This window comes from Streptomyces sp. NPDC050738, assembly GCF_040654175.1.
Classification (GTDB): Bacteria; Actinomycetota; Actinomycetes; order Streptomycetales; family Streptomycetaceae; genus Streptomyces.
The window spans coordinates 164117-176652 of record NZ_JBFAHN010000002.1; the positions used below are offsets into that span (position 1 = coordinate 164117).

Here is a 12536-nt window from a genome sequence, read left to right on the forward strand (position 1 = left end):
GTGTCATTTCCGCGCCGGGCTTGTCAGTACGCGGTCGAACGCCGGCCTCGCGTGAAGTGGGCCGCTCCGAAAGGGGGTTGCGCGCCGGTCGGCCGGAGGTTTGGCTTTCCCCATGCAGCAACCGCTTTCCCCACCGTCCCGGCACGGCACCCTCGACCACCGCTACCGGGGCGAGCACCCGGTGCGCACCCTCGGATACCTCCTGAGACCCGATCGCGGCCGACTGCTGCTCGCAGTCGCCGTGTTCGTGGTCAAACACAGCCCCGTGTGGCTGCTCCCGCTCATCACCGCGAACATCATCGACGTCGTCGTCGAGCACGGCCCCGAGTCCCGGCTGTGGCTCAATGCGGGCGCGCTCCTCGTCGTCCTCCTGCTCAACTATCCGATGCACCTGCTGTACGTACGGTGCGTGGGCAGCAGTGTGCGGCGCATGGGCACCGCACTGCGCGACGCGCTCTGCCGCCGGATGCAGCAGCTCTCCATCGGCTACCACGCGCGGACCAGCGCGGGCGTCCTGCAGGCCAAGGTCGTCCGGGATGTGGAGACGATCGAGCAGGGGGTACAGCAGTCCGCCGACATGGGGCTCGCCGCGGTGACCACCCTGGTCGGCGGCCTCGTCGTGATCGGGCTGCGGGTGCCCGCGTTCCTGCCCGTCTTCCTGGTCGTCGTCCCGCTGGCCGGCGTACTGGTGATGCGGCTCCGCGGCCGGCTGCGCCGCCACAACGAGTCCTTCCGGCAGGAGGTCGAGCAACTCTCCTCCCGGGTCGGCGAGATGACCAGCCTCATCCCCATCACCCGCGCCCACGGCCTGGAGCGTACGGCGCTCGGCCGGGTCGACGGCTCGGTGCGCCAGGTGTACTTCGCCGGGCTGCGCCTGGATCTGCTCAACGGCCGCTTCGGCGCGCTCGCCTGGATCCTGCTCAACACGCTCGGCGTCACCTGCCTGGCGGGCTCCGCGCTGGCCGCCTATCACCACTGGATGTCGATGACGGCGGGCGACGTCGTGATGCTCAGCGCGTTCTTCACCGTCCTGACGGGCTCGATGACCACACTGCTGGGCCTGACCCCCGTCATCAGCAAGGCACTTGAGTCGGTGCGCTCGGCGGGCGAGGTCCTGCAGGCACCCGACCTGGAGATCAACGCGGGCAAGTCGGAGGTCGAACAGGTCGGTGGCCGCGTCGACTTCGAGCAGGTCGGCTTCGCGTACGAGGGCGCCGACGGGCCAGCGGTCGACGACTTCACCCTCACGGCCAGGCTCGGCGAGACCATCGCGCTCGTCGGGGCCTCGGGTGCGGGCAAGTCGACCGTGCTCAACCTGCTCATCGGCTTCATCCGCCCCACCTCGGGCCGCATCCTGCTCGACGGCACCGACATGGCCACGCTCGATCTGCGCAGCTACCGCCGTTTCCTCTCGGTCGTACCGCAGGAGTCGATCCTCTTCGAGGGCTCCATACGCGAGAACGTCACCTACGGAATGGGCGCGGTGGAGGAGGAGCAGGTACGTGACGCCCTGCGCGACGCGAACGCCCTGGAGTTCGTCGACCGGCTGCCGCTGGGGCTCGACACCGTCGTCGGGGAGCGCGGCTCACGGCTCTCGGGAGGCCAGAAGCAGCGCCTGGCCATCGCCCGTGCCCTCATCCGCAATCCGCGGGTCCTGGTCCTCGACGAGGCGACTTCGGCCCTGGACACCCGCTCGGAGGCCCTGGTGCAGGAGGCGCTGGCCCGTCTGGTCAGGGGCAGGACCGTGTTCGTCGTCGCCCACCGGCTCACCACGATCCAGGGCGCGGACCGGATCGTGGTGATGGACGGCGGTCGGATCGCGGAGGTCGGCACCCATCGGGAGCTGCTGGGCCGCGGTGGCGCGTACGCCGGGCTGCAGCCCGGCGTCACAGCTGCTTCAACCGGTCCATGAGGAAGGCGCGCTCCGCGCCGTTGCGGGTGAGGTGCAGCGCTTCCTCGTACGCGGATCTGGCCCGCTCGCGGCAGCCCAGGCGGCGGAGGAAGTCGGCGCGGGCCGCCGCGAGGTAGCCGTACGAGGCGAGCCGAGGTTCGGTGGCGAGCAGGTCGAGGGCCCGCAGTCCCGCGGCGGGCCCGTCGGCCAGGCCCACGGCGACCGCACGGTTGAGTGCAACCACCGGGGAGGGCCAGGTCCGCATCAACAGGTCGTAGAGGGCGACCAGTTCGCCCCAGTCGGTCTCCTTCTCGGAGGCCGCCTCGGAGTGCACGGCGGCGATCGCGGCCATCAGGGGGTACCGGCCGGGAGGGCGGGTGCGCAGCGCGAGACATACAAGCGACGCACCCTCCTTTACGGCTTCGTGGTCCCAGAGCGTGCGGTCCTGGTCGGCGAGGAGGACGATCCTGCCCGCGCTGTCGGTGCGGGCTGCGCGGCGGGCGTCGGTGAGCAGGATCAGCGCGAGGAGCCCCGCGACCTCCGGGTTTTCGGGGAGCAGGCGGCGCAGCATCCTGGCCAGGTCCTGGGCCCGCGTCACGAGGTCGGTGCGCATCAGGGTGTCGCCGACTGGGGCCGTGTGGCCGGTCGTGAAGAGCAGATGGACGACGTCGAGAACGGCGTCGATCCGGGTGGGGAGCTCCGCGGCGGGCGGTACGCGGTAGGGGATGCCCGCTCCGGCGATCTTCTTCTTCGCGCGGGTGATCCGGGCGGCCATCGTGGTCTCGGCGACCAGGAAGGCGCGGGCCACTTCGACGGTGGTCAGGCCGCACAACAGACGCAGCGTGAGGGCCACTTGGGCCTCGACGGCGAGCGCGGGGTGGCAGCAGGTGAAGATCAGGCGCAGCCTGTCGTCGGGGATGTGGTCTCCGTCGGCCGACTCCGGCGGCTCGTCCGACTCGTCTAGCAGGAGCAGCGGCAGGGTCCGCCGCAGCGAGGACTCCCGCCGCAGTACGTCCGTCGCGCGGTTGCGGGCGACGGTGGTCAGCCAGGCTCCCGGGCTGCGCGGGACGCCGTCCTCGCGCCATTTCACCAGCGCCTTCGCGTACGCGTCCTGGACGCACTCCTCGGCCAGGTCGAGGTCGCGGGTGACGCGCACCGTCGCGGCGAGCACGAAGGCCCACTCGTGACGGTGCGCGTCGGCCACGGCACGGGCCGCGTCCCTGTTCAGTGGAAGACCCTGATCGGCCGCACTTCCACTCCTCCGGGCGGTGCCGGGACCTCCTTGGCGATGACGATCGCCTCGTCGAGGTCGGCGGCGTCGATCAGGTAGTAGCCGGCGAGGACTTCCTTCGTCTCGGCGAACGGCCCGTCGGTGACGGTGAATTCACCGGCGGCGTCCGCGCGGATCGACGTCGCGGTCGCCCCCTCCTGCAGGGCGTTGGCACCGAGGATGTTCTCGGACCGTGCCGCGTCGAACGCGACGTGGTCCTTGTACCGCTGTTGGAAGGCCTCGTCGCCCGCGGCTTCCCTGGCCTGCTCGTTGTCGTAGATGAGAATCAGGTACTGCCCCATGATGTGAAGTCCTCTCGGTCAGACGGAGGCGCCGGGCAAGGCACCAGTGTGCTCCCTCGGCACGGCGGCCGCGGGGGTCGATGGGACGCCCTGGGAACTCGCGGGTGCGAGCAGGGCGGCGATGACGCCGACGGCGGAGAGTGCCGCGGCGACCCAGACGGCGGGGACGAGCCCGTCGGTGAAGTGCTGCGCGGTGCCGTATCCGCCGTTGGCGGTGAACACCGCGGCCACCAGGGCGACTCCGAAGACGCCGCCCAGTTCGCGCAGCGCGCTGTTGGCGCCCGAGGCGACACCGGCCTCGGACAGGGGGACGGATCCCATCACCGCGTTGGCGACAGTGGGGAAGCACATCGAGATGCCGATGCCGGACACGGTCAGGGCGGTGCCCAGCCAGGCGTATCCCACGCCGGGGGCTGCGATCGACGCGACCCAGGCATAGCCGACGGCCTGCAGGGCGAGTCCTGCGGCCATGAAGGGCCGGTTGCCGAACCGGTCGGCGAGCACGCCCGCGACGGGCGCGACGATCATCGGGGCGCCCGCCCAGGGGAGCATGCGCACCCCGGCTTCCAACGGCGAGTATCCCAGGGCGAGTTGGAAGTACTGGGCGATGATGAACAGGGCTCCGAAGAGCGAGGCGAAGCTGAAGAACGCCACCGCGCCGGCCGTGGAGAAGGCCCGGATCCGGAAGAGCCCGAGCGGCAGCATCGGCGACCTGGCGCGCTGCTGCCACCGCACGAAGGCCACGAGCAGTACGAGGCCCGCAGCGAACGCGGTGACCACCTCGGCCGAGCCCCAGCCCGCCGGGCCGCCACGGACAAGCCCCCAGGTCAGCCCGAAGAATCCGGTGGCGGCGAGCGCGAGTCCCCGCAGGTCGAGCTGCGGCCTGGGGCCGAAGCTCTCGGTCAGGAAGCGGGCGGCCAGCGGCGCGAGCACGACTCCGATCGGTACGTTGATCCAGAAGATCCAGCGCCAGTCACCGCCCTGGGCGATGGCCCCGCCGACCACCGGGCCCACGGCGACACCGAGCCCGGTGATACCACCCCACAGTCCGATCGCCGCACCGCGCTTGCCCTGTGGGAATGCCTCGCTGATGAGGGTCAGGGTGAGCGGCATGACGATCGCGGCCGCGGCGCCCTGTACGACCCGGGCCGTCACGAGCATGCCGACGCCCGGTGAGCAGGCGGCCGCGGCCGAGGCGGCGGTGAATCCGAGCAGTCCGATGACGAACATCCGCCGCCGGCCGAACCGGTCGCCGAGTGCGGCACCGGTCAGCAGGAGGCAGGCGAAGGAAAGGTTGTATCCGTTGACAGTCCATTCGAGGTCGGAGAGGTTCGCGCCGAGATCGGCGCGGATGACGGGCAGCGCGGTCGCCACGACGAGGTTGTCGAGCGCGGTCATGAACAGTGCCAGCGAAACGAGAACAAGGGTCCAGCTCTGACGGTGCCGCATGAGTGCGTACGTCCTTCCCTGGCCGGCCCGCTGTCCGGGCCGCCTGTGGGAACGACGTACGCACTCCGCCGAAATCGACAGGTGTCAGGGACGGAATGTCAGCCGGTCGACGGCGGCGACCTTCCGGCCGCCGCTCGCGACCAGGTAGACGTCGTGCGCGCCGGCCACCGGGCGTGCGAGTCGTACCGACTGCTCCTGCCAGGTGTCGGCGCCGCCCGTGTCCACGACCGGGAGCGTCGCGGCGAGCGGTCCGTGCGGCGAGCCGATGCGCAGCTGGAGCGAGCAGCCGCGGCCGCAGCCCGTGGAGGCGAGGCGGACGGTCATCGTGTCGGCGCCCGCGGCGAACTGGACGGAGCGGAAGCCGATGCTGTCCCCGGCGCCGAGGGTCCCGGTCGCCGCTTCTCCGCGTTCAACTCCCTTGGTGTACGTGGCCTGTTCGGCCTGGAGTGTGGAGGTCGCGTCGGGTCCGTCCGCGTACAGGCGGATCTCATTGACGGCCCAGGGGGTGTCGCCGGGTGCGGTCAGTTCGATGCGGAGGTAGCGGGTCGTGGTCTGCGGGAAGACCGCGTCCTGGGTGAAGGAGCGGCCTGCGACGCGGGCCACGGGGGCGTCGAAATGGGTGCCGTCGTCGCTGGTGGAGACGGTGAAGCCGTACGGGTGGCCGGTGGCGTCCAGGCCCGCGTCGAGGGCAAGCCGGCTGACGCTCTTCGGCGTTTTGAGGTCGAGGGTGAGGGACTGTCCTGGCGTCTGGGCGGTGGCCGCCTTCCACTGGGTGCTCTGGTCGCCGTCGACCGCTGCCGTGGCGTCGGTGCCGTCGGACGCCTGCGCCGTCCAGCCGGCGTTGCGGAGCCGGTCCTGGCAGCCGGGCAGGGTGCAGCCGCTGGACCAGACAGCGGCTCCGTATTCGTACGCGCCCTGGTCGGGGGCCGTGCCCCGTACGCCGGTGGTCACTCCGTCGACGGTCTCGCCCGCGTCGATGGCCGGTGAGCCTTCGCTCAGCCAGAGTTCGCCGTTGCGGGCGTCGGCGTAGCGCGGGTCGGCGGGCGGCAGGAGGTTGTCGCGGACGACGGGGGCGGGGCTGCCGGGGCCGGAGATCTCCATCGGGTTCAGGGCGACGTCGTTGCTGACGTACGTTCCGGTCGCGTCGGTCGCACCGCTGAGGCGGACCGATGCCGTGGTGATGCCGAGCCCGTAGGAGGAGTGGTGGTCGCGGTTGCCGAGGCTGACGCTGCTGTGGCCGTTGAAGAAGGTGCCTCGGGTGCCGGTGTTGTACGCGACGTTGTGGTGGAGGAGGAACTGGGAGGAGGAGTTGTCGATGTAGTAGCCGACCTGGCCGTCCGCATCATGGACGGTGTTGTGGTCGATGCTCGTGCCGGTGGCGTCGAGGTTGCAGCAGACGTAGAAGGGGCTGCCGTCGCGCGAGGTGCGCATCGCCTCGGAGAGGTCGTTGTAGGCGATGCGATTGCCTTGGAACGGGACGCCGTTGAGCTGCCAGGAGACGTCGATGGAGCCGCGGCCCGTGCGGCGCACGGTGTTGTGCGTGATCGTGTGGTCCGAGCCGTTGATCTCGATGCCCGGGGTGTAGCTGCCCATCCAGCCGACGTCGTGGACGTAGGTGTTGGTGACGGTGTTGCCGCTGCCGCGCACCAGGATGCCGGTGCCGGCCGAATAGCCGATCTCGCTGTCCCTCACCTCATTTCCCGTGCCCAGGAGTTGGACACCGGAGTCCAGCACGCGCGAGTCGACGATGTTGCCCTCGGTGGGCGGGATGGACAGATCGGAGTCGGCGGGCATGGGGAGCGTGCTGAACTCGGAGACGTAGCGGGCACGCAGCGAGGACACGAGGACGCCGGTGGAGCCCTTGCCCGTACGGAGAGACGTGCCCCACAGGTCGAGACCGCGCACGGTGACGTACGAGCTGCCCGAGAGGTCGAGACCCCAGTCGCGCTGCTTGGCGGTGACGGTGTGGCCCGTCAGGCCGCCCTTGGGCGGGACCAGATAGAGCGTGCTCGCCGCCTTGTCGTAGTACCACTCCCCCGGCTGGTCGAGGGTCGCCTTGGCGCCGACGAGGTAGTAGTTGCGGTACGTCTGGCTGCCCATGCACAGCGGCGGGCAGCGGTAGTTGCCGCCCGTGAAGTCCAGCGCGCCCGATGTCGTGGCGGTGACCGTGCCGGTCTGCTGGCTCCAGGGGTTGGAGCCGGCCCAGATGTGGACCGTCGCCCCGCTGAAGTCGCCTGCGGGCAACGCGGGGTCGTCGATGTGCTGGTCGGTGGAGGTCTTCTCGGCGACCGCCCAGGTCGGATTCAGCGGATCCGAACCGGAGTTGGGCCAGCGGCCCTCCATGGCGCGGCCCCCGTCGAGGAAGAGCGCGTTCTCGGACGGGTCGAGGTCCAGGTGCACCTGGGCGGATACGAGGCCGCCGCCCGCGCCCTTCCAGCCGGTGACGGTGTCGGTGCCGTCGACGGTGACCGTTCCGTCGCCGTACGCGGCGAAGGTGATGGGCGCGTCCTTGGTGCCGGACGGCGGGGTGACCTGCTCGCGGTAGGTGCCCCGGTGGATGAGGCAGGTGTCCCCCGGCTTCACCAGGTCCGCGCAGCGCGCGATGGTGTGCAGCGGGTGGCGGGCGGAGCCGCTCGCGTGGTCGGAGCCCCAGGCGGCGACTTCGTACGTACGGCCCTGGTGGCCCGTGTCGGCCGACGCGGCGCCGGGGACGGCGAGGAGGGCCGCGGCTGCGGCCGCCAGCAGGGACAGCGGTCTGCGCGGGACCTTGGGCGGGATTCTCATATGCGGCCTCCGGGGGTCGGCATCGGTGGTGCGGGCGGGTTCTTCCAGGCCTTCTCGCCCTCGGGTCCTGCGGCCGTGCCCAGTACGGCGCAGCGCAACCAGTGCTCCCCTGGCGGGAGTTCGGCGGTCAGCAGGGGCAGGGCGGTGCGGCGGGCCAGGACGTTGGTGCCGGGCAGGCAGTCGAGGGTCTCGCCGGATCTTCGGCCGTCGCTGTCGATCAGTCCGGTGAGTCCGGCCGGGGAGGCGATACGGGCGCGGGCCGCGCCCGTCCTGCGGTCGGCTCCGCCGTCGCGGTCGACGGCGAAACCGCCCTCGGCGGTGTGCAGTCGGCGTCCGGTGCGGATGCGGTGGACCCGCAGGTGCCAGGGCGGGGCGGCCGTCAGCCAGGTGGTGATCTCGACGTCGGGCCAGGGGTGCCAGGTGGAGCGGACCGTGCCCGCTGCGACCTCGGGGTCGGCGGGTTCTTCCCGTACGCGGAAGTGGTCGCCGTCCTCGCTGAGGGCGAGCATCGAGTCGTACGCACCCTGTTCCTGGCCGGCCGGCCCTGCGGGGACGCTGAAGCCGAAGCGGGTGGAGTACGCGAACTTGGCGTACTTCTCGGCGCCGTGGCGCACCCAGGAGTGGTGCTGGCGGCCGGCCAGGAGGGTCACGTCGCCGCCCGAGCGCATCAGGATCGCGCCCGCGTGGGGCTGTTCGGCGACCGGCGGGAGGGCGGGGGCCGCGAGTTCGGCGGCCGTCCAGAAGGGGTGGCTTGCGGGGAGGGCGAGCGGGAGGAAGGTTTTCAGGGCCCAGTACGGGGAGCCGGGCGCGTTGTACTGCTCGGCGATGGCCGGCTGCGGGTAGCCGTATCCGATGGTGAGCAGGCCGTCGGGCGTGGTGATCGGCTGCTGCCGCCACCAGCGGATGTGGCGCAGGTAGTGGCCTTTGACCACACCCCAGGGGAGCGCCTCGACCCCGGCGTACGGCAGGGCACCCCAGTAGGCGGCCTGCGCGAAGCGGTAGGTGAGGCTGCGGCCGTAGGGGACGGCGCTGCCGTCGTCGGCGAACCAGTGCTGGAAGTCGCGGGCGAAGAGGGAGGCGCGCATCCGGAAGCGGACGGCGCGTTCGGGGTCGCGGTCGCCTGCGAGCGCGGCGTAGATCAGGCCGTAGAAGTGCAGGGACCAGGGCACGTAGTAGTCGCGGCGCTCGGTCGGGCCGTCGGAGTACCAGCCGTCGCCGAGCGAGAAGGATTCGAGTCTTTCGAGGCGGGTGCGGACGGTCCCGCGGTCGTACGGGACGCCGACCCGGTCGAGGCCGAGGGAGATCAGGACCGGGAAGAAGAGCCAGTTGTTCGCGGTGGTCGGCCGGTCGAGGGCGGAGCGCAGCCAGTCGGCGACGCGCTCGCGCTCGGGTCCTGTGAGGGGGTCCCAGAGTTTGTCGGGGGCGAGCGCGAGGGCGAAGCCGATGGCGGCCATTTCAACGATGCGCTGGCCGTGCGGGCCCGGTTCGCCCCAGTACTCGGGGTGTTCGGGGTCCGTGCCCGCGGCGAGTCCGCGCACCCAGTGGTCCCAGTGGGCGAAGGCGCCGCCGCCGGCCGCGAGCGGGGCGAGTCCCCACAGCGGGCGGGCGAACGCTTCGAGTTCGGCTGCCGTGTCGTCGTGGATCGCGGTGTTGACGCCGAGCCGCAGCCGGGCCCTGCCCTCGCTGAAGTGCGGGAGGAGCGGTTCGGCGAGGGAGGTGACATAGTCCTGCAGCCAACGCCTCATGAAGTCCGCCCCTGGGATCGGGAGTTGATGTTGCGATAGTTTTCGCAACAACGGGATCGCCACGAAACGTAGGAGAAACATCGGATGACGTCAACGGGTGGGGACGAATCAACCGGGAGCACCCTGGCCGAAATCGCGCTTCAGGCCCATGTTTCGGTGTCCACGGTGTCAAAAGTGCTGCACAACAGATCCGATGTATCGTCGAAGACGCGCACCAAGGTCCAACGCCTCCTGGAACAGCACGGATACCGGGCCGGGGGCAGCCGCCCCGCCGACCCCGCACTCCCCCACGGCGGGCTGATCGACTTCGTCATCAACGAGCTGGACAGCCCCTGGGCGGTGGAGCTGATCCGCGGCGCGGAGGAGACCCTGCACGACGTGGGGATGGGCCTGGTCGTCTCGGCCACCCACGGCCGCAGCCGGCTCGCCCGCCAGTGGCTCGACTCGCTCGCCACCCGGCCCACCCGCGGCGCGATCCTGGTCGTTCCCGAACTCACCCCCGCCCAGCACCAGGAGCTGCGCCGCCTCTCCCTCCCGTTCGCACTGGTCGCCCCGGTCGACGAACCGGCGCCGGGCGTGCCCTGGGTGGGCGCCACCAACTGGCCCGGCGGGCTCGCGGCGACCCGCCATCTGACCGAGCTGGGCCACCGCAGGATCGCGGTCATCAGCGGGCCCGAGCGCAGGCTCACCTCCCGTGCGCGGGTGGGCGGTTACCGCTCGGCGCTGGAGGAGGCGGGCATCGCGTACGACGAAGAGCTCGTACGCTACGGGGACTTCACCCACGGCCTGGCGCACCGGCACGCCCTGGACCTGCTGCGTCTCCCCGACCGCCCGACCGCGATCTTCGCCGGCAGCGACCATCAGGCGCTCGGCACGTATCGCGCGGCCGCTTCGCTCGGCCTGCGCATACCCGAGGACCTGAGTGTCGTGGGCTTCGACGACCTGCCCTTCGCGGACTGGGTGACACCCCGGCTGACGACGGTGCGCACCCCGCTCGCCGAGATGACGGCACTGGCCGCCCGGATGGTCCTGCAACTGATCGCCGGGGAGAGCCCGCCGACCACCCGGGTCGAAGTCGCCACGGAGCTGATCGTCCGGGAGTCCACCGCCTGACAGCCCGGGGCCGGACGTGCCCCGCGACCTCAACTCTGGCCTCTTTACGGCTCATTGGCCCCACCCGTACGCTCCGCCCCATGACAGCTTCCGGCAGACGGGCGGGGGTGCTCGCCGCGGCGGGAGCGCTTCTCGCCGCATGCGTCCTCGGCACCACCCCGTCCCTGGCCGCCTCCGACACCGGTGCGGCCCCCGTGACCGCGGACGCGACCGTGCTGCCCGTCCAGACCACGGGTCCGGCCGACAAACGCTTCAACATCGTGGTGCTCGGCGACGGCTACACGGCCGCCGAACTGCCCGCCTTCCGGGCCGATGTCGAGAAGCACATGAACGTGCTGTGGTCGACCGAGCCCTTCGCCTCCTACCGCTCGTACATCAACGTCTGGGCGGTCCAGACGCCGTCCCCCGAGTCCGGCGTCGACTGCGATCCAGGACTGGACGCACCACGCCGCGACACCGTCCTCGACATGGGCTTCTGGGGCGGGTGCAACGCGGGCAGCGTGCAGCGGCTGCTCACCATGAACAGCGCGAAGGCAACCGCGCTCGCCGATCTCGTCCCGGGCACGGTGGGCTCGAACCGGCAGATCGTCGCCCTCGCCAACAGCACGACGTACGGCGGCGCGGGCGGCACGTACGCCACCGCCTCCGGCGGCAACGCCCTCTCCTCGCTGATCACCCCGCACGAGATAGGCCACTCGCTCGGCGGCCTCCAGGACGAGTACGACTACTACGCACGCGGCGTCGCGGGCGGCACCTACGAGGGCGGCGAGCCGGACTCCGCCCACCACACTCTCCTCACCGAGCAGCAGATGAAGGACCAGCGCGCCAAGTGGTGGCGCTGGCTGGGCGACAAGAGCGATTCGGGCGGGACCATCGGCCGCTTCGAGGGCGGGATGTACGACACCAAGGGTGTCTGGCGGCCGAGCAGGCACTCGATGATGAAGACCCTGGGCTACGCCTTCGACCAGGTGGAACGCGAGGTGATGACCCAGGCGATCTCCGCCAAGGTCGACCTTATCCAGGACCGCACGCCCGGCACCGCCCCGATCGGCGCCGACCGGTCGGTGTGGGTCGACACGATGCACCCGGTGGGCGGCGCGCTGGATGTCACCTGGCAGCTCGACGGCCATGCCGTACGGTCCGCCGCGGGTGCCCGCGGCATCGACCTGCGCGCACTGCACCTGCGCAGCGGCACGCACCGGCTGTCGGCCACCGTCACCGATCCGACGCCGTTCGTACGGGACCCGGCGATCCGGGCCTCCGGCGCGCTGACCCGCACGGCGGCCTGGACCGTCGACACCTCGATACGGACCCAACAGGCCCCTGCGGCCGCCGCGTTCACGGATCACACCGCCACCACCGCGCCGGTCGGCTCCTCTTCGGTCGTGTACGCCGACACCACCCACCCCGCCACCGGCCGCGCACCCTCCGTCCGCTGGTCGCTCGACGGCCGTCAGGTGCACACCCGGGGCAACGACCGGGACCTGGACCTGAGCGCCCTGAAGCTCCGCCCGGGCACGCACACCCTTCGGGCGGGGATCGCGGGGAGCTCCGACGCGCTCACGTGGACGGTCGACGCGACTGTGGCCGAGGCGGCGTACGCCCTCTCCGAGCCGCTGCGCACCGTCCGTCGGCACGGGAAGCCGACGGAGTACGTGTACGACGGCGGGTTCACCATGAAGCTGACGGCCACCGATGACCAACAGGGCTATGTGGTCGCGCAGTTCAGGGTCGACGGCGACGGCTGGTACACCTACTACGGCTGGCCGACCGACGCCTCGGCGCCGTACCGCTTCACTCCCGGCGGCACGAACATCGACAATCTCGTCTACGGCAAGCTCGGGAGGACGCGTGCCGTGCCGTGGGACGACGCGACCCCCGACTACGGCACCCACACCGTCGAGTACCGGACGGTCGACCCGGCGGGGAACGTCGGCCCTGCGAAGAAGTTCCTGGTCACCCTGGTGAAGCCGAAGGGGTGA

General features: G+C 71.2%; 8 protein-coding genes. 3 read left to right on the plus strand and 5 right to left on the minus strand.

Annotation, left to right across the window (positions count from 1 at the left end):
• Nucleotides 1-112: 112 nt before the first annotated feature.
• Complete coding sequence (locus AB0H78_RS05045; RefSeq protein ID WP_363232846.1) at nucleotides 113-1912, plus strand: ABC transporter ATP-binding protein; 1800 nt, start codon at nucleotides 113-115, stop codon at nucleotides 1910-1912.
• Here the strand turns inward: AB0H78_RS05045 and AB0H78_RS05050 are convergent.
• The 5 genes from AB0H78_RS05050 to AB0H78_RS05070 are packed head-to-tail and all read right to left on the minus strand — an operon-like array spanning nucleotide 1887 to nucleotide 9441.
• Nucleotides 1887-3095 carry a sigma-70 family RNA polymerase sigma factor gene (locus tag AB0H78_RS05050; protein WP_363232847.1) on the minus strand — a complete coding sequence of 403 codons (1209 nt, stop codon included), beginning with the start codon at nucleotides 3093-3095 and terminating at the stop codon, nucleotides 1887-1889. The two genes, AB0H78_RS05045 and AB0H78_RS05050, sit on opposite strands and share 26 nt — an antisense overlap.
• 20 nt (nucleotides 3096-3115) lie before the next feature.
• Nucleotides 3116-3463, minus strand: a complete 348-nt coding sequence (locus AB0H78_RS05055; protein WP_363232848.1) for a YciI family protein — start codon at nucleotides 3461-3463, stop codon at nucleotides 3116-3118.
• Between the two features lie 18 nt (nucleotides 3464-3481).
• Nucleotides 3482-4993 (minus strand): MFS transporter, encoded by a 1512-nt coding sequence (locus AB0H78_RS05060; protein WP_363233425.1) that lies wholly within the window; start codon nucleotides 4991-4993, stop codon nucleotides 3482-3484.
• A gap of 3 nt (nucleotides 4994-4996) precedes the next feature.
• The gene (locus AB0H78_RS05065) at nucleotides 4997-7696 is read right to left on the minus strand and encodes a carbohydrate-binding protein (protein WP_363232849.1); all 2700 of its coding nucleotides are present in this window, start codon (nucleotides 7694-7696) and stop codon (nucleotides 4997-4999) included.
• The gene (locus AB0H78_RS05070; RefSeq protein ID WP_363232850.1) at nucleotides 7693-9441 is read right to left on the minus strand and encodes a DUF2264 domain-containing protein; all 1749 of its coding nucleotides are present in this window, start codon (nucleotides 9439-9441) and stop codon (nucleotides 7693-7695) included. The genes AB0H78_RS05065 and AB0H78_RS05070 overlap by 4 nt, the downstream gene beginning before the upstream one ends.
• Before the next feature lie 84 nt (nucleotides 9442-9525).
• Here AB0H78_RS05070 and AB0H78_RS05075 point away from each other — a divergent pair, with 84 nt between their 5' ends.
• Together AB0H78_RS05075 and AB0H78_RS05080 are read left to right on the plus strand one after the other, a co-directional pair.
• Nucleotides 9526-10554: a LacI family DNA-binding transcriptional regulator gene (locus AB0H78_RS05075; protein WP_363232851.1), complete on the plus strand. Its 1029-nt coding sequence runs from the start codon at nucleotides 9526-9528 to the stop codon at nucleotides 10552-10554.
• Between the two features lie 80 nt (nucleotides 10555-10634).
• Nucleotides 10635-12536: a M64 family metallopeptidase gene (locus tag AB0H78_RS05080; protein ID WP_363232852.1), complete on the plus strand. Its 1902-nt coding sequence runs from the start codon at nucleotides 10635-10637 to the stop codon at nucleotides 12534-12536.

Coding starts and splice junctions, on each gene's coding strand:
- AB0H78_RS05070 (WP_363232850.1), bottom strand. CDS start 9,441: ATGAGGCGTTGGCTGCAGGACTATGTCACCTCCCTCGCCGAACCGCTC.
- AB0H78_RS05080 (WP_363232852.1), top strand. CDS start 10,635: ATGACAGCTTCCGGCAGACGGGCGGGGGTGCTCGCCGCGGCGGGAGCG.
- AB0H78_RS05075 (WP_363232851.1), top strand. CDS start 9,526: ATGACGTCAACGGGTGGGGACGAATCAACCGGGAGCACCCTGGCCGAA.
- AB0H78_RS05065 (WP_363232849.1), bottom strand. CDS start 7,696: ATGAGAATCCCGCCCAAGGTCCCGCGCAGACCGCTGTCCCTGCTGGCG.
- AB0H78_RS05045 (WP_363232846.1), top strand. CDS start 113: ATGCAGCAACCGCTTTCCCCACCGTCCCGGCACGGCACCCTCGACCAC.
- AB0H78_RS05055 (WP_363232848.1), bottom strand. CDS start 3,463: ATGGGGCAGTACCTGATTCTCATCTACGACAACGAGCAGGCCAGGGAA.